Raw genomic sequence first — 21,377 nt, 5'->3', positions numbered from 1 at the left:
TTTGCGTACTACATGGAGTAACACGCGTATGTCTTATTTTTTATCAGGAGTCATCTAGAGCGTTGGCTATGCTTTAAGGAAGAGTCATTTCTTACCTGAGGTTCGAACGGAGCAGAATGGATGCACATTTTTGTGCTGTCCCGTTCAGGTCACATTAAAAGTCGTCCCGGAGCGCTTAAAAAGGACGACATAAAAAACAGGATGAATACCATGTCCGATCGTGTGGATAGAGACGTGATTAATGCGCTTATTGCGGGTCATTTTGCTGACCCCTTTTCTGTGCTTGGGATGCATCAAACTGAGGATGGCCTTGAAGTTCGGGCACTGTTACCGGATGCCACAGAAGTCTGGGTGATTGAACCCAAAACCGGCCGCAAGGTCGGTAATCTTGAATGCCTCGATTCCCGTGGCTTTTTCTCGGGCGTGATGCCCCGCCGTAAAAACCCTTTTCGCTATCAGCTCGCCGTTCTCTGGCACGGTCAGCAAAACCTGATTGACGATCCTTACAGCTTTGGCCCGCTGCTTAAAGAGATGGATGCCTGGCTGCTCTCCGAAGGAACGCATCTTCGCCCTTATGAAACGCTGGGTGCCCATGCCGATACCATGGACGGCATTACCGGCACGCGATTCTCCGTGTGGGCGCCTAACGCCCAGCGCGTCTCCGTTGTCGGCCAGTTCAACTATTGGGACGGCCGCCGCCACCCGATGCGCCTGCGCCGGGAAAGCGGCATCTGGGAGCTGTTTATCCCGGGGGCGCACCCCGGGCAGCTTTATAAATTCGAGATGATCGACGCCAACGGCAAGCTGCGCATTAAAGCCGACCCGTATGCCTTCGAAGCGCAGATGCGCCCGGATACCGCGTCGCTGATTTGCGGCCTGCCGGAGAAGGTCGTCCAGACGGAGGAGCGTAAACAGGCCAACCGCTTTGACGCGCCCATCTCCGTCTATGAGGTACACCTTGGCTCCTGGCGTCGCCACACCGACAACAACTTCTGGCTGAGCTATCGTGAGCTTGCCGACCAGCTGGTGCCCTATGCCAAATGGATGGGCTTTACCCACCTTGAGCTGCTGCCGGTCAACGAGCACCCGTTCGACGGCAGCTGGGGCTATCAGCCTACCGGGCTGTATGCGCCAACGCGCCGCTTTGGCACGCGCGATGACTTCCGCTATTTCATTGATGCCGCGCACGCCGCCGGGCTGAACGTCATCCTCGACTGGGTGCCGGGCCATTTCCCTGCGGATGACTTTGCGCTGGCAGAGTTTGACGGCACGAAGCTTTACGAGCACAGCGACCCGCGCGAAGGCTATCACCAGGACTGGAACACGCTGATCTACAACTACGGTCGCCGTGAGGTCGCAAACTACCTGGTCGGGAATGCCCTGTACTGGATCGAGCGGTTTGGCATTGATGCCCTGCGCGTCGATGCGGTGGCGTCGATGATCTACCGCGACTACAGCCGCAAAGAGGGCGAGTGGATCCCGAACGAGTTTGGCGGCCGTGAAAACCTGGAAGCGATTGAATTCCTGCGCAATACAAACCGCATTATCGGCGAACAGGTGGACGGTGCCGTGACTATGGCGGAAGAGTCGACCGACTTTGCGGGCGTCTCCCGTCCGCCGTCATCAGGCGGCCTGGGGTTCTGGTATAAGTGGAACCTGGGCTGGATGCACGACACGCTCGACTACATGAAGCTGGATCCGGTTCACCGTAAGTATCATCACGATAAGCTGACGTTCGGGATGCTCTACAACTACACCGAAAACTTCATGCTGCCGCTGTCGCACGATGAAGTGGTGCACGGCAAAAAATCCATTCTCGACCGCATGCCGGGCGACGCGTGGCAGAAGTTTGCCAACCTGCGCGCCTACTACGGCTGGATGTTTGCCTTCCCGGGCAAGAAACTGCTGTTTATGGGCAATGAGTTCGCCCAGGGACGCGAGTGGAACCACGATGCCAGCCTCGACTGGCACCTGCTGGAAGGCGGCGACAACTGGCACCACGGGGTGCAGCGTCTGGTGCGCGACCTGAACCTGACCTATCGCCACCACAAAGCGCTGCACGAGCTCGACTTCGATCCGTACGGCTTTGAGTGGCTGGTGGTGGACGACCACGAGCGCTCGGTGTTTGTCTTTGTGCGTCGTGACAAAGCGGGTAACGAAATCATCGTCGCCAGCAACTTCACGCCGGTGCCGCGCGAACACTACCGCTTCGGCATTAACCAGCCGGGCAAATGGCGCGAGATCCTGAATACCGACTCCATGCACTATCACGGCAGCAACGCCGGTAACGGCGGGCTGGTCCAGAGCGACGCCATCGAAAGCCACGGGCGACCCAACTCCCTGAGCCTGACGCTGCCGCCGCTTGGCACCATCTGGCTGATGCGGGAGGGCGAATGACGCAGCTTACGGCAGGTAAACCCGAACCGCTCGGCGCGCGTTTTGACGGAAAGGGTGTCAATTTCACCCTCTTTTCCGCTCACGCTGAGCGGGTAGAACTGTGCGTGTTTGATGGGGAAGGTAACGAGCACCGTTACGATTTACCCGCGCGCACGGGGGATACCTGGCACGGCTACCTGGCCGGAGGACGGCCAGGCATGCACTATGGCTTTCGCGTACACGGTCCGTGGGTTCCGGCGCAGGGGCACTGGTTTAACCCGGCGAAGCTGCTGATCGACCCGTGCGCGCACCGCGTGGACGGCGAGTTTAAAGACGACCCGCTCTTCCACGTGGGCTACGGCGAGCCCGACCACCGCGACAGCGCGCCCGTCGCGCCAAAAAGCGTGGTGGTGAACGATCTTTATGACTGGGAAGACGATGCCCCGCCGCAGACGCCGTGGGGCAATACCGTCATTTATGAAGCCCACGTCAAAGGGCTGACGTACCTGCACCCGTCGATCCCCAAAGAGATGCGCGGCACCTATAAGGCGCTCGGGCATCCAACCATGATCGCCTACCTGAAACACCTCGGCATCACCGCGCTGGAACTGTTGCCCGTCGCCCACTTTGCCAGCGAGCCGCGCCTGCAGCGGCTGGGGCTAAGCAACTACTGGGGCTATAACCCGCTGGCGATGTTCGCGCTTGAGCCACGCTATGCCGCCCATCCGGAAAAGGCGCGTGACGAGTTTCGCGATGCGGTGAGGGCGCTTCATACGGCGGGCATTGAGGTCATTCTGGACGTCGTGCTGAACCACAGTGCCGAAAGCGATCTCGACGGTCCGACGCTCTCCATGCGCGGAATTGATAACCGTAGCTATTATTGGATCAGGCAGGATGGCGATTATGAGAACTGGACCGGCTGCGGTAACACGCTCAACCTCAGCCATCCGGCGGTCACGCATTTTGCTTATGAATGCCTGAAATACTGGGTGGAGACGTTCCACGTCGACGGTTTTCGTTTCGATCTGGCGCCAGTGATGGGGCGCACGCCAGCGTTCAGCCAGCAGGCGCCGCTGTTTGAGGCGATAAAAAACTGTCCGGTGCTCTCGCAGGTGAAGCTCATTGCCGAGCCGTGGGACATCGGTGAAGGCGGCTATCAGGTCGGGAATTTCCCGCCGCTGTTTGCCGAGTGGAACGATCACTACCGCGATGCCGCGCGCCGCTTCTGGCTGGAACGGAATCTGTCGCTGGGGGAGTTCGCCGGACGCTTTGCCGCTTCAAGCGATCTCTTTAAGCGCGACGGCAAACGCCCGTCGGCCACTGTCAATCTGTTGACGGCACACGACGGTTTTACGCTCAGGGACTGCGTTTGTTTCAATCAGAAACACAATGAGGCAAACGGCGAAGAGAATCGCGATGGTACTAACAATAACCATAGCTTTAATCATGGTATAGAAGGGTTAGGCGGTAGCCTGGACGTCATCGAGCGGCGACGCGCCAGCGTTCACGCTTTGCTGACAACGCTTTTATTGTCGCAGGGCACGCCGATGCTGCTGGCAGGCGATGAACACGGCCATAGCCAGCACGGTAACAACAATGCGTATTGCCAGGACAACACGTTAACCTGGCTCGACTGGGGTGAAGCCAACAGCGGGCTGATTCATTTTACCGCTGCGCTGATCCATCTTCGCCAGCAGATCCCCGCGCTGACCGCCGACCGCTGGTGGGAAGAGGGTGACGGCAACGTTCGCTGGTTGAATCAAGACGCGCAACCGTTAAGCGCGCAAGAGTGGCAACACGGCGTACCACGCCTGCAAATCCTGCTGTCGGATAAATGGCTGGTCACGCTGAACGCGACGGATGACGTCGCAGAGATTGTTTTACCTGAAGGGGAATGGCGAGCTGTTCCCCCCTTTGCCGGAGCGGATAATCCGGTAGTAATGGCTGTCTGGCACGGGCCTGCGCACGGAGTGTGCGTATTCCAAAGATGATAAAAAAGGAGTTAGTCATGGTTAGATTAGAGAAGAACGATCCCTTAATGTTGGCACGCCAGCTACCATTAAAAACGGTTGCCCTGATACTTGCGGGTGGACGTGGTACCCGTCTGAAAGATTTGACCATCAAGCGCGCGAAACCGGCCGTTCACTTTGGTGGTAAGTTCCGTATCATCGACTTTGCGCTCTCCAACTGCCTGAACTCGGGCATTCGCCGTATTGGCGTCATTACGCAGTATCAGTCGCACACGCTGGTTCAGCATATCCAGCGCGGCTGGTCATTCTTCAGCGAAGAGATGAACGAGTTTGTCGATCTCCTTCCCGCTCAGCAACGCGTCCACGGTGAGAACTGGTACCGCGGAACGGCGGATGCAGTGACGCAGAACCTCGACATCATTCGCCGCTATAACGCGGAATACATCGTGATCCTCGCCGGGGACCATATCTACAAGCAAGATTACTCCCACATGCTCATCGACCACGTCGAAAAAGGGGCGCGCTGCACCGTAGCGTGTCTGCCTGTGCCCGTTGCTGAAGCGACGGCGTTTGGCGTGATGCACGTGGATGCCGACGACAAAATTATCGACTTTGTTGAAAAGCCGGCGAACCCGCCAACCATGCCGGGCGATGACACCAAATCGCTCGCCAGCATGGGGATTTATGTCTTTGATGCAGATTATCTTTATGAGCTGCTGGAAGACGATGACAAAGACGAAAACTCCAGCCACGACTTCGGTAAAGACATCATTCCGAAAATCACTAAAGCTGGCATGGCCTATGCACATCCTTTCCCGCTGTCCTGCGTGCAGTCCGACCCCAATGCGGAACCTTACTGGCGCGATGTGGGAACCCTGGAAGCCTACTGGAAAGCGAACCTCGACCTGGCGTCGGTCACGCCTGAGCTGGATATGTACGACCAGAACTGGCCGATTCGTACCCATATGGAATCGCTGCCGCCGGCCAAATTCGTGCAGGACCGCTCCGGCAGCCACGGTATGACGCTGAACTCGCTGGTGTCCGGCGGGTGCATTATTTCAGGCTCGGTGGTGGTGCAGTCGGTGCTGTTCCCCCGCGTGCGAATAAATTCATTCTGTAATATCGATTCGGCAGTCTTGCTGCCTGATGTCTGGGTAGGGCGCTCGTGCCGTCTGCGTCGCTGCGTTATCGATCGTGCCTGCGTCATTCCAGAAGGGATGGTGATTGGTGAGAACGCGGAAGAAGACGCGCGTCGTTTCTATCGTTCGGAAGAGGGGATCGTGTTAGTCACACGGGAAATGTTGCGGAAGCTGCAGATCAAACAGGAGCGATGATGCAGGTTTTACATGTATGTTCTGAGATGTTCCCGTTGTTAAAAACGGGCGGTCTGGCAGATGTTCTGGGTGCATTACCGGCAGCGCAAATCGCCGGAGGCGTGGATACCCGAGTCCTGCTGCCCGCCTTTCCGGATATCCGGCGTGGAATTCCCGATGCAAAAGTGGTGACCCGCCGTGAGACCTTCGCCGGACGCATCACCCTGCTGTTTGGACATTACAATGGCGTAGGGATTTACCTGATCGACGCGCCGCACTTATACGAGCGACCGGGCAGCCCGTATCACGATACGAACCTGTTCGCCTACACCGATAACGTGCTGCGCTTTGCGCTGCTCGGCTGGGTCGGGGCAGAAATGGCGACGGGGCTGGATCCGTTCTGGCGCCCGGATGTGGTGCACGCGCACGACTGGCACGCCGGGCTTGCCCCGGCGTATCTCGCGGCGCGCGGCCATCCGGCGAAATCGGTCTTTACCGTGCATAACCTGGCGTATCAGGGGATGTACTATGCCCATCACATGAGTGAAATCGATCTGCCATTATCGTTCTATAACATGCACGGGCTGGAATTTAACGGGCAGATCTCGTTCCTGAAAGCCGGGCTGTACTACGCCGATCACATCACGGCGGTGAGCCCAACCTACGCGCGTGAGATCACCCAGCCGGAGTTTGGCTACGGCATGGAAGGGTTGCTGCAACAGCGCCACCGCGAAGGCCGCCTGTCGGGCATTCTGAACGGCGTGGATGAACAGATCTGGAGCCCGGAAACCGATCTCCTGCTGGCGGCGCGCTATGGCCGTGATTCCGTGGAAGACAAAGCGGAAAACAAACGCCAGCTGCAGATTGCGATGGGCCTGAAGGTTAACGATAAAGTGCCGCTGTTCGCGGTGGTCAGCCGCCTGACCAGCCAGAAAGGGCTGGATCTGGTGCTGGAGGCGTTGCCCGGTTTACTGGAGCAGGGCGGACAGCTGGCGCTGCTCGGCGCGGGCGACCCGGTGCTGCAGGAAGGTTTCCTTGCCGCCGCGGCGGAACATCCGGGGCAGGTGGGCGTGCAGATTGGCTACCACGAAGCGTTCTCGCACCGCATCATGGGCGGCGCGGACGTCATCCTGGTGCCGAGCCGTTTCGAACCCTGCGGCCTGACGCAGCTTTACGGCCTGAAATACGGCACGCTGCCGCTGGTGCGCCGCACGGGCGGACTGGCGGATACCGTATCCGATAGCTCTCTGGAAAACCTGGCGGACGGTATCGCCAGCGGGTTTGTCTTTGAGGACAGTAATGCCTGGTCGCTGCTTCGGGCGATTCGGCGTGCTTTCGTCTTGTGGTCCCGTCCATCGCTCTGGCGTTACGTTCAGCGTCAGGCGATGTCCATGGACTTTAGCTGGCATGTCGCGGCGCAGTCATACCGCGATCTCTATCAACGCTTGATGTAACGAGGCGAAGTTACTGATATGAACGCTCCATTTAGCTACTCTTCACCCACGCTCAGCGTTGAGGCGTTAAAGCACTCCATCGCCTACAAGCTGATGTTCACCATCGGGAAAGATCCGGTTATCGCCAACAAGCACGAGTGGCTTAACGCCACCCTGTTTGCGGTGCGTGACCGCTTAGTTGAACGCTGGCTGCGCTCAAACCGCGCCCAGCTCTCGCAGGAAACGCGTCAGGTTTACTACCTGTCGATGGAATTTTTGATTGGCCGCACGCTGTCCAACGCGCTGTTGTCACTCGGTATTTATGACGACGTCAAAACCGCCCTGGAAGAGATGGGGTTAGATTTAGAAGAGCTGATCGACGAAGAGAACGACCCGGGGCTCGGCAACGGCGGTCTGGGGCGTCTCGCTGCCTGCTTCCTCGACTCGCTGGCAACGCTGGCGCTGCCGGGCCGCGGCTACGGTATTCGCTACGACTACGGTATGTTCAAACAGAACATCGTCGACGGGCGCCAGAAAGAGTCGCCGGACTACTGGCTGGAGTATGGCAACCCGTGGGAGTTCAAGCGCCACAATACGCGCTACAAGGTGCGCTTTGGCGGACGTATCCAGCAGGAAGGCAAAAAATCCCGCTGGGTAGAAACGGAAGAGATCCTGGCCGTGGCCTACGACCAGATTATCCCCGGCTATGACACCGATGCCACCAACACGCTGCGCCTGTGGAGCGCCCAGGCCAGTAGCGAAATCAACCTCGGTAAATTCAACCAGGGGGACTACTTTGCGGCGGTGGAAGACAAAAACCACTCCGAGAACGTGTCCCGCGTGCTGTACCCGGATGACTCGACCTACTCCGGTCGCGAGCTGCGCCTGCGTCAGGAGTATTTCCTCGTCTCCTCGACGATTCAGGACATCCTCAGCCGCCACCATCAGCTGCACAAAACCTACGCCAACCTGGCGGAGAAAACGGCGATTCACCTTAACGACACCCACCCGGTGCTTTCCATACCGGAGCTGATGCGCCTGCTGATCGACGAACACAAGTTCAGCTGGGATGACGCGTTTGAAGTGACCTGTCAGGTATTCTCCTACACCAACCACACGCTGATGAGCGAAGCGCTGGAAACGTGGCCGGTGGACATGCTCGGCAAAATCCTGCCGCGCCATCTGCAGATTATCTTTGAGATTAACGACTACTTCCTCAAGACCCTGCAGGAGCAATACCCGAACGATACCGGGCTGCTGAGCCGCGCATCCATCATTGATGAATCGAACGGGCGCCGCGTGCGCATGGCCTGGCTGGCGGTCGTCATCAGCCACAAGGTCAACGGCGTGTCCGAGCTCCACTCGAACCTGATGGTGCAGTCGCTTTTTGCGGACTTCGCGAAAATCTTCCCGACGCGGTTCTGCAACGTGACCAACGGCGTCACGCCGCGCCGCTGGCTGGCGCTGGCCAACCAGCCGCTCTCTGAGGTGCTGGACGAGAATATCGGCCGTACCTGGCGTACCGATTTGAGCCAGCTGAGCGAGCTGGAACAGCATATTGATTTCCCGACGGTGAACAAAGCCGTGCGCGAAGCCAAGCTGCTGAACAAAAAGCGTCTGGCGGTCTGGCTGGCGATGCACCTCAACGTGGTGGCAAACCCGAAAGCGCTGTTCGACGTTCAGATCAAACGCATCCACGAATACAAGCGTCAGCTGATGAACGTGCTGCACGTGATCACCCATTACAACCGCATTAAGGCCGATCCAACGGCCGAATGGGTGCCGCGCGTGAAGATCTTCGCCGGTAAGGCGGCCTCCGCCTACTACATGGCGAAGCACATCATTCATCTCATCAACGACGTGGCGAAGGTGGTCAACCAGGATCCGGACATTGGCGACAAGCTGAAAGTGGTGTTCATTCCGAACTACAGCGTGAGCCTGGCGCAGATGATCATCCCGGCGGCGGATCTCTCTGAGCAGATTTCCACGGCGGGTACGGAAGCATCCGGCACCAGTAACATGAAGTTTGCCCTTAACGGCGCGCTGACCATTGGTACGCTTGACGGGGCGAACGTCGAGATGCTGGAGCACGTGGGCGAAGAAAATATCTTTATCTTCGGTAATACGACGGAAGAGGTGGAGGCGCTGCGCAGGAAAGGCTACTCGCCGCGTCAATATTACGAAGAGGATGAAGAGTTACGTCAGGTGCTGACGCAGATCGCGACCGGCGTGTTTAGCCCGGATGAACCGAGCCGCTACCGCGATCTGGTCGATTCGCTGATTAACTTTGGCGATCACTACCAGGTGCTGGCGGACTATCGCAGCTACGTGGACTGTCAGGATAAGGTTGACGAGCTGTACCGTCAGCAGGAGAAGTGGACCAGCGCCGCGATGTATAACATCGCCAATATGGGCTATTTCTCGTCCGACAGGACCATCAAGGAGTATGCCGAGACGATCTGGCATATTGATCCGGTGAGGTTATAAAAGCAAAACGGCAACCTCGGTTGCCGTTTTTAGTGTTTGTTCCCTCTCCCTGTGGGAGAGGGTCAGGGTGAGGGCATCAGCCCGCACCGATCGTATTACGACGCCAGCGACAGCTCACGCTTCCCCGCATTTTGCTGTAACCACTGCGCCACGCGAGACTGTTGCTCGGCGTTGAGCCACATCCCTTCTTTGGTACGACGCCAGATAGCATCATCCAGACGACGAACCCACTCGTGCTCAACCAGGTAGCGCAGCTCGGCTTCGTACAGCTCGTGGCCGAAATGCTCGCCCAGATCCGCAATGTCCTTCGCGTCGGCCAGGAACAGCTCGGTATTGCTGCCGTAGGTGCGGGCATAGTGGCGCGCCATCCCTTCGGTGATGAACGGGAAGCGACGGCGCAGCTTCGCGGCGTAATCATCGCGATTGTCGCCGATATCACCGCCGGGCAGTACCGCGCCTTTGGTCCATGCCGGGCCAATGCCTTTGTAGTACGGCGCCAGTTTTTCAAGCGCGTGCTCGGCCAGCTTGCGGTAGGTGGTCAGCTTGCCGCCAAATACGGAAAGCAGCGGCGCCTGACCGTCAACGTCGTGAATATCGAGCGTGTAGTCGCGAGTAATCGCCTGCGGTGAGTCAGACTCGTCATCGCACAGCGGACGCACGCCGGAGTAGGTCCAGACCACGTCATCGCGTGACAGCTGCTTCCTGAAGTGCGCGTTATACACTTTGAGCAGGTAGTTCACTTCGCTCTCGTCGATCTCGACGTTCTTCGGATCGCCTTTGTACTCCACGTCGGTAGTACCGATGATCGAGAATTCGTCCATCCACGGGATCACAAACACGATGCGCTTGTCTTCGTTCTGCAGAATGTAGGCCTGCTTCTGCGTATGCACGCGCGGCACCACAATGTGGCTGCCCTTGATCAGGCGAATGCCGTACGGCGAAGGCAGATGCATGCCGTCGTCGAAGAACTGCTTCACCCACGGGCCGGTAGCGTTCACCAGGCCGCGCGCTTTCCAGCTGAATTTCTCGCCGGTATCGATGTCTTCCGCTTCCACGATCCACAGGCCGTTTTCACGACGGGCAGAGGTCGCGCGGGTACGGGTTTTCACCTCGCCACCTTTCTTCTCGACCATCTGGGCATTCGCCAGCACCAGACGCGCATCGTCCACCCAGCAGTCGGAATATTCGAAACCGCGCACGATTTCAGGCTTAAGGACCGATTCTGAGCCAAAACGCAAACCTTTCGAACCCGGGAGGCTGGTGCGTTTACCCAGATGATCGTACATAAACAGACCGATTCGGATCATCCACGCCGGACGCAGATGCGGGCGATGGGGCAGGCGGAAGCGCATCGGAATCGCCAGATGCGGTGCCATTTTCAGCAGCACTTCACGTTCGGCCAGCGCTTCGCTGACCAGGCGGAATTCGTAGTGTTCCAGGTAGCGCAGGCCACCGTGAATCAGTTTGGAGCTGGCGGACGACGTCGCGCAGGCGAGGTCGTTAGCTTCCAGCATCAGTACGGATAAACCGCGTCCTGCGGCATCGACCGCAATACCGGCACCGTTGATGCCACCGCCTATCACAATCAGATCTTTGGTTTCCATAACACCCTCATGCACTTTCGTTAAAGCTCAGAAATGTTCGATATCGCTCATAATAGCAAAGGAACGCGCTTTTGGTAACATCAAAAAAACAATTTAGAGTGATATGGATAACATAATGGCGTTTACCCGCCGCCAGGACGTACACTACGGGGTAAAATAGTGCGGTCTGATGCTCTCTCCCCTCACCCTAACCCTCTCCCCAGAGGGGCGAGGGGATGGTTTGCTCCCTCTCCCTTTTAGGGAGAGGGCAGGGGTGAGGGTCAGCAGGCGGCATAAAACCTGAATAAGCGAAAGAGAACACCATGGATCAGTTTGAATGTATTAACGTAGAAGAAGCCCACCAGAAGATGCACCAGGGAAAAGCGGTGCTGGTGGACATCCGCGATCCGCAGAGTTTTGCGATGGGCCACACGCCGGGCGCGTTTCATCTCACTAACGACACGCTGGGCGCGTTTATGCGCGATAACGACTTCGAGACGCCGGTCATGGTCATGTGCTACCACGGCAACAGCAGCAAAGGCGCGGCGCAGTATCTGCTTCAGCAGGGCTACGACGCGGTATACAGCGTCGACGGCGGTTTCGATGCCTGGCATCGTCATTTCCCGGCAGAAGTGGAATACGCTTTTGAGCGCTGATCCCGCTATACTGTCCCCTTTTGTGTGGAAATAAGCGACCGCTGCCCATGTTGATGATCACCTCTTTTACCAACCCGCGCGTCGCCCAGGCGTTTGTCGACTATATGGCGACGCAGGGCGTTATTCTGACCATTCAGCAACATACGCAGACCGACGTCTGGCTGGCCGACGAGAGCCAGGCCGCGCGCGTAAACGAAGAGCTGGCGCGTTTTCTTGAGAACCCCGGCGACCCGCGCTATCTGGCGGCCAGCTGGCAGTCCGGGCAGACCGACAGCGGACTGCAATACAGCCGTTTTCCCTTCCTCGCCACCATCCGCGAGCGCGCCGGCCCGTTTACGCTGCTGCTGATGGCGGCCTGCATTATCGTCTTCATTATCATGAACGTGGTGGGCGACCAGAGCGTGATGATTGCCCTGGCCTGGCCCTATGACCCGTCTCTTGAGTTTGACGTCTGGCGCTACTTTAGCCACGCGCTGATGCACTTCTCGGTGATGCATATTCTCTTTAACCTGCTCTGGTGGTGGTATCTCGGCGGCGCTGTTGAAAAGCGTCTGGGCAGCGGCAAGCTGATCGTTATCACCCTTATCAGCGCCCTGCTGAGCGGCTATGTGCAGCACAAGTTCAGCGGGCCGTGGTTCGGCGGGCTGTCGGGCGTCGTGTATGCCCTGATGGGCTATGTCTGGCTTCGCGGGGAGCGCGATCCGGAAAGCGGCATCTATCTGCAGCGCGGATTAATAACCTTTGCGTTAATATGGCTAATTGCCGGATGGTTTGATCTGTTTGGTATGTCTATCGCCAACGGTGCACACGTCGCCGGGCTGGCCGTGGGGCTGGCGATGGCCTTTGCCGACACGCTCCATGCGCGAAAACGAACATAATTCTCAGGGATAATTGATGAAACAAACACAACGTCATGACGCTATTATCGAACTGGTAAAAAAACAGGGATACGTCAGCACCGAAGAGCTGGTGGAGCAGTTTGCCGTCAGCCCACAAACCATCCGTCGTGACCTGAACGACCTGGCCGATCAGAACCGAATTCTTCGCCACCACGGCGGCGCGGCGCTGCCGTCCAGTTCGGTCAATACCTCCTGGCACGACCGTAAAGCCACGCAGACGGCAGAGAAAGAGCGCATTGCCCGCAAGGTCGCCAGCCAGATCCCGAACGGGGCGACGCTGTTTATTGATATCGGCACCACGCCGGAAGCGGTCGCCCATGCGCTGCTGGATCACGAGAACCTGCGCGTGGTCACGAACAACCTGAACGTGGCCAATACCCTGATGCAGAAAGACGACTTCCGCATCATCCTCGCGGGCGGCGAACTGCGCAGCCGCGACGGCGGGATTATCGGCGAAGCGACCCTCGATTTTATCTCTCAGTTCCGCCTCGACTTCGGCATTCTCGGGATCAGCGGCATCGACAGCGACGGCTCGCTGCTGGAGTTTGATTATCACGAGGTGCGCACCAAGCGCGCGATTATTGAGAACTCACGTCACGTGATGCTGGTGGTAGACCATTCGAAGTTTGGCCGAAATGCGATGGTAAACATGGGCAGCATCAGCATGGTGGATGCTGTTTATACCGACGTGATGCCGCCGGCGGGCGTGATGCAGGTGATTAAAGATAATAATTTGCAGTTAGAGTTGTGTTGAAAAGCCGTTCTCCCTCTCCCTGTGGGAGAGGGCCGGGGTGAGGGCATCAGACCGCAGAGGTCCTACACGCCATACCCCATCATCTTCAACAGCTGCTGCGCATGCTGCACCGCATCCTGACGATGCGCCACGCCCAACTTCTGATACAGATTGCGGATATGCGTTTTGATGGTGGTCGCCGCCACCGCAAGCTCGCCGGCAATCTGCTCGTTGCTGTAGCCTGAATAGATCAGCCCCAGAACCTGCCATTCGCGCTGGGTGAGCGGACTGGTACGGATAAGCTCCGGCACTTCCGGGTGGTTCAGCAGACGTTCAACGAAGTTCTCATCAAAATGCGCGAACTTGTGTCGATGATGCTGGTTAATCTCGCGCAGAATGCGCTGGGCGCGATGCTGGTCCAGCTCCGGCAGCGTGTTGAGCTGAATAAGCTGACGCAGCTGCTGCGCCATCACTTCACCTTCAATCACAAAGTGGCTGATAAAGCCGGTGCGGTTAGCCAGCTGCAGCGCTTCCAGCAGCACGCGCTGGGCATCGTTTTTACGACCCGCCTGCCAGTAAAGCTGGTTCAGCAGCAGCAGGTTGCGGTTCAGGTCGCTCATCAGACGCAGGCTGCGCGCGTTCTCGTTCAGCTCTTCCAGCACAATCTCTGCGGGCTCTAATTCACCGAGCAGGATTTGCGCGCGGGCAATGTTCCGCCACTGGCTCTGCAGGAAGTGGTTGTTCGCAAATTCGGGTTTTGGCGTCTGACGCAGCCAGTTGGCGGCGGATTTTTTATCGCCGGTCATCTGCCAGTAAATCACCCGGACCTTATCGGCGTTTGAGACCCAGTCGCTGTGATACTGACCGTTGCCGAGCAGGTTCTCCAGGCGGTTCAGATGGTTGCGGGCGTTATCGAGATCGCCGCGCGCCAGCGAGCACTGCACCAGCAGCGCCAGACACTGCAGCTGCTGCTGAGGCTGGAAGCTGGAAAGGACATCCACACCCTGGCGGGCGCAGCTTTCGGCTTCATCCAGACGCGACCATGCCCACAGCAGCTGAGCGCGAATACGCAACAGGAACTCGTGCATCGGCAGCTGTTCCAGATGCTGTTCACGAATCAGCTGGAACGCTTTTTCCTGGTTTTCCCAGGCGGCCTGCAGGAACCCCTGCGCGAATAAAATCTCGCTCTGTTGGATCAGGCTCCACAGCGCGTAATGCCAGACATCATGACGACGCGCCATCTGTTCGGTTTGCTGCATCAGTGAAAGCGAACGCGTTAGATCGCCCTTGCAGTGCAGCACTTCACCGTGCACCGAGGTCGCCACGATGCGGCTGTAGAAGTTAGCCAGCGGCAGTTCATCCAGCGCGACCATCGCCAGCCGTTCAGCTTCGTCCGGGTCGCCGTCGTTAATGGCCACCTGAGCGCGCAGCGCGTTGAACTCGCCGTGCAGGGTGGTATCCATTTCGCTTTCCATCTCCTGCTCTGCACGCGCCAGCAGGGTGTTCACTTCGCTGTAGCGGTGCTGGCTCTGCATCAGCCAGGCCTGCAGCAGCACCAGACGCGGATTCTCCAGCAGGCTTTCCCACGGCAGGGCTTTGAGAGACTCTTCCAGCAGGGTCAGCTCGCTGTGGTTAAACAGGCCCCACGCATGGTTGAGGAGGATATCGCGCAGCATGCTGGCATCACCGGCGGCCAGCGCGTGGTGGATGGCCTCGCTCGGGAAGCCTTGCGCCATCCAGCTTTCGGCAGCGGCGCGGTGGATCTCCGGCAGTTCAACCGCCAGTTCCCACTGACAGCGCTGGCGCAGGAAGCTGCCAAACAGCGGGTGATAGCTAAACCACTCGCCGGGATCGTCCATGCGCGTCAGGAAAAGGCCCTGACGTTCAATCTCTTCGAGCTGCAGCTGACCGTTTTCACAGCCCGTCACGCGTACGATGAGCGCATCGTTCATGGAACGCAGCAGCGAGCTTTTCAGCAGGAAATTACGCGTCGAGGGATCGACGCTGTCCAGCACCTCATCCACCAGATAGTCGGAAAGGTGACTGGCGTTGATGCCCGCCAGACGCCGGGCAGACTGATGCGCCGGACTGTTGTTTTGTCGGGCAGAGAGCGCGATAAGCTGCAGCGCCGTGGCCCAGCCGGCAACGTCATCACACAGACGGCTGCTTTCGGCGGCCTCAATCGGTGATGTCAGGCGGCAGTCAAAGAACTGTTTCGCTTCCTGGTGGGTAAAAGCCAGCTGCTGGCTGCCCACTTCCAGAAGCTGATCGCGCACGCGCAGGTTGGCAATACCCAACTGCGGCAGGTTGCGTGACAGCACCACTAAAGTCAGGTTTTCCGGCTGATGGCGCAGGAAGAAACGCATCGATTCATGAATCACCGGATTCGTGATGAGATGGTAATCATCGATCACCACGTAAAGCGGGCGATGCCATTCGGCCAGTTCGATAAACAGCTGAGAGAAAAGGGAGGACAGGCTGGCGTACTGGCGCTTTTGCACCATCACCTCACTGGCGACGCAGTGTCCATGGGTGGCTTGCTGTATGGCGGCAATCAGATAGCTGGCAAAACGCTCCTGCTGGTTATCGCCCTCGTCGAGGGAGTACCAGCCAAGATCGCTTTTACCCGCGGCCCATTGCGAAATGAGCGTTGTTTTTCCATAGCCTGCAGGGCTCGTAACCAGCGCCAGTCGGAAATTATGCGCGCCGGAAAGTTTAGCCAACAGACGCTCGCGGACCACTGTATGGTCAAGACGAACCGGGCGACTTAATTTAGACGGAATCAACATAGGTTTCACTTCACTGTGGGGAACGAGAGATTTTATTTTTTTTGCGCTTCGTAATTAATACGATATAAGGTCGAACAGAAAGAGAACTATTGCAAGTTATGTCTGGGTTTTGTGGTTCTGAATTTGCACTCTGTCACAAAACATTCAGGCAAATGTTGGAACTTTCTCGAAAGGGCCGTAACGCCGCGTCACTGCTGGTTTGTCTGTATACATTCCCGCTGCGCTGAAACTGGTTTCAGAAAGGTATAGTGACGTCGAATTTAATAAAGTGCGGGTAAAGTTGAGGGAGAGAAATAGTCTCCGGAGATGTAACCCGATGACTAAATTATTATTCTACGTAAGTAATCATTTCAGAACGGATTAATTTCACCCGAAACTGCATTTCATTTCTTTGACATTCTCCCCGGTTACTTTTTTATCTTCCGGGCACACTCGAACTATGCTCTGAGAGTGGCCTCGATCACACTTTTATGCTCATCCCCGCTACTCCTCCCTGTCTAATCCCCCACAGGAGGAGGAAGAGGGGAAATGAGCCAGGCACACTAGCGCCAACTTGTGTTTTCTTTCTAAAGGATGCCGATCCCCTATGTCACAGCCTACCTTCAACAAAGCTCAATTCCAGGCTGCCCTGACGCGTCAGTGGCAGCGTTTTGGCCTTCATGCTGCAAACGAGATGACGCCTCACCAGTGGTGGCAGGCAGTGAGCGGTGCGCTCGCAGAACAGCTGGATGCTCAGCCTTTGGCAAAGCCGGTGAAGAACCAGCGCCATGTAAACTACATTTCAATGGAATTCCTGATTGGCCGCCTGACGGGCAACAACCTGTTGAACCTCGGCTGGTATCAGGACGTTGGTGACGTCCTTAAAGAACACGACATTAACCTGACCGACCTGCTGGAAGAAGAGATTGACCCGGCGCTGGGCAACGGCGGTCTGGGACGTCTGGCGGCCTGTTTCCTCGACTCCATGGCTACCGTCGGCCAGTCGGCAATTGGCTATGGCCTGAACTATCAGTATGGCTTGTTCCGTCAGTCGTTTGCCGATGGCCATCAGATGGAAGCGCCGGACGACTGGCATCGCAATACCTATCCGTGGTTCCGCCACAACGCGCAGCTGGATGTGCAGGTCGGCATTGGCGGGAAAGTGACAAAGCAGGGGCTCTGGGAACCGGCGTTCACCATTACCGGTGAAGCCTGGGATCTGCCGGTGCTTGGCTACCGTAACGGCGTGGCGCAGCCGCTGCGTCTGTGGCAGGCGAAGCACGCGCATCCGTTTAACCTGACCAAATTCAACGACGGCGATTTCCTTCGCGCCGAGCAGCAGGGCATCGACGCCGAGAAGCTGACCAAAGTCCTCTACCCGAACGACAACCACCTGGCCGGTAAAAAGCTGCGCCTGATGCAGCAGTACTTCCAGTGCGCCTGCTCCGTGGCGGACATTCTGCGTCGCCATCATCTGGCGGGCCGCAAGCTGGCGCAGCTGCCGGACTTCGAAGTGATTCAGCTCAACGACACGCACCCGACGATTGCGATCCCGGAACTGCTGCGCGTGCTGATCGACGAGCACCAGCTGAGCTGGGATGACGCCTGGGCCATCACCAGCCGTACCTTTGCCTACACCAACCACACCCTGATGCCAGAAGCGCTCGAGTGCTGGGATGAGAAGCTGGTGAAAACGCTGCTGCCGCGCCACATGCAGATCATCAACAAGATTAACGACCAGTTTAAAAACCTGGTGGATAAAACCTGGCCAGGCAACAAAGCGGTCTGGGCGAAGCTGGCGGTTGTGCATGACAAACAGGTGCGCATGGCGAACATGTGCGTGGTCAGCGGCTTTGCGGTGAACGGCGTGGCGGCGCTGCACTCGGATCTGGTGGTCAAAGATCTCTTCCCGGAATACCACCAGCTGTGGCCGACCAAATTCCACAACGTGACCAACGGCATCACGCCGCGTCGCTGGATCAAGCAGTGCAACCCGCTGCTGGCCGGTCTGCTGGATAAGACCCTGAAGAAAGAGTGGGCCAACGATCTGGACCAGCTCATCAACCTGGAAAAATACGCTGACGACGCGAAATTCCGCGAGCAGTACCGCGCGATCAAGCTGGAGAACAAGGTTCGCCTGGCGGAGTTTGTGAAAGTGCGTACCGGGATTGAGATCAACCCGAATGCCATTTTCGATATCCAGATCAAACGTCTGCACGAGTACAAACGCCAGCACCTGAACCTGCTGCACATTCTGGCGCTGTACAAAGAGATCCGCGAGAACCCGCAGGCCGACCGCGTGCCGCGCGTGTTCCTGTTCGGTGCGAAAGCGGCGCCGGGCTATTACCTGGCGAAAAACATTATCCTCGCCATCAATAAAGTGGCGGCGGCGATCAACAGCGATCCGAAAGTGGGCGACAAGCTGAAGGTGGTGTTCCTGCCGGATTACTGCGTCTCGGCGGCTGAAATGCTGATCCCGGCGGCGGATATTTCCGAGCAGATTTCGACGGCAGGTAAAGAAGCGTCCGGTACCGGCAACATGAAGCTGGCGCTGAACGGCGCGCTGACCGTCGGTACGCTCGACGGGGCCAACGTCGAAATCGCCGAGAAGGTGGGTGAAGAGAACATCTTTATCTTCGGCCATACCGTGGAAGAGGTGAAGGCCATCAAAGCCAAAGGCTATGACCCGGTGAAATGGCGTAAGAAAGACAAAGTGCTCGACGCGGTGCTGAAGGAGCTGGAAAGCGGTAAATACAGCGACGGCGACAAGCACGCGTTTGACCAGATGCTGCACAGCATGGACAAACACGGCGGTGACCCGTATCTGGTGATGGCGGACTTCACGGCCTATGTAGAAGCGCAAAAGCAGGTCGACGTGCTGTATCGTGACCAGGAGGCGTGGACCCGCGCGTGCATTCTGAACACCGCGCGCTGCGGTATGTTCAGCTCTGACCGTTCAATCCGTGATTATCAGGCCCGTATCTGGCAGGCAAAACGCTAAGGAAGCGCGATGGAGAGTAAACGTCTGGACAGCGCCGCGCAGGCGGCGGGGATCAGCCTCAGTTACATTAATGCGCACGGCAAACCGCAGTCTATTGGCGCCGACACCAAAAGACGTTTGCTGGATGCCATGCACAAAGCCGACGCGAAAGCGTCGGTTGCGCCGGTGCCGAACGTGAAGGTGTTCACCGCAGGCAAAAAGATGCCGCTGGCGGTGGAGGGGCGCGGCGAGTTTAGCTGGCTGCTTACCACCGAAGAGGGGCATCAGCACAAAGGCCACGCCACCGGCGGCAAAACGTTAAACCTTCCGGCGAAGCTGCCGGAGGGGTATCACACCTTAACGCTCACCCAGGACGATCGTCGTTTCCACTGCCGGGTGATCGTCGCGCCAAAACGCTGCTACGAGCCGCAGGCGTTGCTCGAGGGTAAAAAGCTGTGGGGCGCCTGCGTGCAGCTCTATACGCTGCGATCCGACAGCAACTGGGGCATCGGTGATTTTGGCGATCTGAAAAAGATGCTGGCGGATGTGGGCGAGCGCGGCGGCGCGTTTATCGGGCTCAACCCGATCCACGCGCTCTATCCGGCCAACCCGGAGAGCGCCAGCCCGTACAGCCCGTCGTCCCGTCGCTGGCTGAACGTGATTTATATCGACGTTAACGCGTTAGATGACTTCAAAAACAGCAAAGAGGCGCAGGCGTGGTGGAAACTCAGCACCACGCAGCAGGCCCTGAAGCAGGCGCGCGACGCGGACTGGGTGGACTATTCCACCGTCACGGCGCTGAAAATGGCCGCGCTGCGTCTGGCGTGGAAAGGCTTTTCGCAGCGCGATGACGAGCAGATGGCCGCGTTCCGCCAGTTTGTGACGCAGGAGGGCGAGAGCCTGTACTGGCAGGCGGCGTTTGATGCGCTGCACGCGTATCAGGTGAAAGAGGACGAAATGCGCTGGGGCTGGCCGGTCTGGCCGGAAGCGTATCAGTCCGTCGACACGCCTGAAGTAAAAGCGTTCTGTAAAAAATATGCCGATGAAGTGGACTTCTACCTGTGGCTGCAGTGGCTGGCGTACAGCCAGTTTGCCGCCTGCTGGCAGGTGAGCCAGGGCTATAAGATGCCGATCGGCCTGTATCGCGATCTGGCCGTCGGCGTGGCGGAAGGCGGCGCGGAAACCTGGTGCGACCGTGAGCTTTACTGTCTGAAAGCTTCCGTCGGCGCGCCGCCGGATATTCTTGGTCCGCTCGGTCAGAACTGGGGATTACCGCCGATGGATCCGCACGTCATGGCGTCGCGCGCCTACGAGCCGTTCATCGACCTGCTGCGCGCGAACATGCAGAACTGCGGCGCGCTGCGTATCGACCACGTGATGTCCGTGCTGCGTCTGTGGTGGATCCCGTACGGTGAAACGGCCGATCACGGGGCGTACGTGCAGTATCCGGTTGACGATCTGCTGTCGATCCTGGCCCTGGAAAGTAAACGCCACCAGTGCATGGTGATCGGTGAAGATCTCGGTACCGTGCCGGTGGAAATTGTCAGCAAGCTCCGCGACAGCGGCGTCTACTCCTATAAAGTGCTCTATTTTGAAAACGACCATGAGAAAACCTTCCGCGCGCCGAAAGCGTACCCTGAACAGTCAATGGCAGTCGCGACGACGCATGACCTTCCTACGCTTCGTGGCTATTGGGAAAGCGGCGATCTGACGCTCGGCAAAACGCTCGGGCTGTACCCTGATGAAGAGGTTTTGCGCGGCCTGTATCAGGATCGCGAGCTCTCCAAACAGGGGCTGCTGGATGCGCTGCACAAGCAGGGCTGTCTGCCGAAACGTGCCGGACATAAGGCGTCATTGATGTCGATGACCGCTACCCTCAATCGCGGCTTGCAGCGCTATATTGCCGACAGCAACAGCGCCCTGCTGGGCCTGCAGCCGGAAGACTGGATTGATATGGCGGAGCCGGTGAACATTCCGGGCACCAGCTATCAGTACAAGAACTGGCGTCGCAAGCTGTCCACAACGCTTGAGAAGATGTTTGCCGATGACGGGGTGAACAAGCTGATTAAGGATTTGGACAAACGCAGAAGGGCGGTGGGCAAGAAGCGGTAGTTTCACCCTAACCCTCTCCCAGAGGGAGAGGAAATAGAATGTAGGCCGGGTAAGCGTCAGCGCCACC

12 protein-coding genes are annotated in these 21,377 nt (G+C 57.9%); 10 read left to right on the top strand and 2 right to left on the bottom strand.

Annotation, left to right across the window (positions count from 1 at the left end; all coding sequences use genetic code 11):
• The first annotated feature begins 210 nt into the window (after positions 1-210).
• Genes glgB through glgP form a run of 5 tightly spaced genes read left to right on the top strand, consistent with a single transcriptional unit; the run spans position 211 to position 9,579 of the window.
• Positions 211-2,397, top strand: a complete 2,187-nt coding sequence (gene glgB, locus NI40_RS20760) for a 1,4-alpha-glucan branching enzyme (RefSeq protein WP_033147085.1) — start codon at positions 211-213, stop codon at positions 2,395-2,397.
• The gene (gene glgX / locus NI40_RS20755) at positions 2,394-4,367 is read left to right on the top strand and encodes a glycogen debranching protein GlgX (RefSeq protein WP_039263065.1); all 1,974 of its coding nucleotides are present in this window, start codon (positions 2,394-2,396) and stop codon (positions 4,365-4,367) included. Before glgB ends, glgX begins: the two co-directional genes overlap by 4 nt.
• A gap of 17 nt (positions 4,368-4,384) precedes the next feature.
• Complete coding sequence (glgC, locus tag NI40_RS20750) at positions 4,385-5,680, top strand: glucose-1-phosphate adenylyltransferase (RefSeq protein WP_023337914.1); 1,296 nt, start codon at positions 4,385-4,387, stop codon at positions 5,678-5,680.
• Positions 5,680-7,113, top strand: coding sequence for a glycogen synthase GlgA (gene glgA / locus NI40_RS20745; protein ID WP_039263066.1), 1,434 nt, complete (start codon positions 5,680-5,682; stop codon positions 7,111-7,113). The genes glgC and glgA overlap by 1 nt, the downstream gene beginning before the upstream one ends.
• A gap of 18 nt (positions 7,114-7,131) precedes the next feature.
• A complete protein-coding gene (gene glgP / locus NI40_RS20740; RefSeq protein WP_029740650.1) occupies positions 7,132-9,579 on the top strand; it encodes a glycogen phosphorylase in 2,448 nt (815 codons plus the stop codon).
• A gap of 95 nt (positions 9,580-9,674) precedes the next feature.
• On the opposite strand, the gene glpD is transcribed toward glgP, so the two are convergent.
• Entirely contained in the window at positions 9,675-11,183 is a 1,509-nt protein-coding gene (gene glpD, locus NI40_RS20735) for a glycerol-3-phosphate dehydrogenase (RefSeq protein WP_023309507.1), read from the bottom strand.
• Between the two features lie 302 nt (positions 11,184-11,485).
• Between glpD and glpE the strand changes: the two genes are divergently transcribed.
• From glpE to NI40_RS20720, 3 genes are read left to right on the top strand one after another with little or no spacing between them, the layout of a single operon-like run.
• Positions 11,486-11,818: a thiosulfate sulfurtransferase GlpE gene (glpE, locus tag NI40_RS20730; protein WP_006177908.1), complete on the top strand. Its 333-nt coding sequence runs from the start codon at positions 11,486-11,488 to the stop codon at positions 11,816-11,818.
• Positions 11,819-11,865: 47 nt separating this feature from the next.
• Complete coding sequence (gene glpG, locus NI40_RS20725) at positions 11,866-12,696, top strand: rhomboid family intramembrane serine protease GlpG (protein ID WP_039263067.1); 831 nt, start codon at positions 11,866-11,868, stop codon at positions 12,694-12,696.
• A gap of 16 nt (positions 12,697-12,712) precedes the next feature.
• On the top strand, positions 12,713-13,471 hold the full coding sequence (locus NI40_RS20720; RefSeq protein ID WP_008503060.1) for a DeoR/GlpR family transcriptional regulator: 759 nt from the start codon (positions 12,713-12,715) through the stop codon (positions 13,469-13,471).
• 62 nt (positions 13,472-13,533) lie between these two features.
• On the opposite strand, the gene malT is transcribed toward NI40_RS20720, so the two are convergent.
• Positions 13,534-16,239, bottom strand: a complete 2,706-nt coding sequence (malT, locus tag NI40_RS20715) for an HTH-type transcriptional regulator MalT (RefSeq protein WP_029742188.1) — start codon at positions 16,237-16,239, stop codon at positions 13,534-13,536.
• Between the two features lie 586 nt (positions 16,240-16,825).
• On the opposite strand from malT, the gene malP reads away from it, so the two are divergent.
• Together malP and malQ are read left to right on the top strand one after the other, a co-directional pair.
• Positions 16,826-19,219, top strand: a complete 2,394-nt coding sequence (gene malP / locus NI40_RS20710) for a maltodextrin phosphorylase (protein WP_039263068.1) — start codon at positions 16,826-16,828, stop codon at positions 19,217-19,219.
• Between the two features lie 9 nt (positions 19,220-19,228).
• On the top strand, positions 19,229-21,310 hold the full coding sequence (malQ, locus tag NI40_RS20705) for a 4-alpha-glucanotransferase (RefSeq protein WP_039263069.1): 2,082 nt from the start codon (positions 19,229-19,231) through the stop codon (positions 21,308-21,310).
• Positions 21,311-21,377 lie beyond the last annotated feature (67 nt).

Source organism: Enterobacter sp. E20, from assembly GCF_000801755.2.
Lineage (GTDB): Bacteria > Pseudomonadota > Gammaproteobacteria > Enterobacterales > Enterobacteriaceae > Enterobacter > Enterobacter asburiae_B.
Note: the sequence above shows the minus strand (reverse complement) of the source record. Positions and strands in the feature narration are given on the sequence as shown.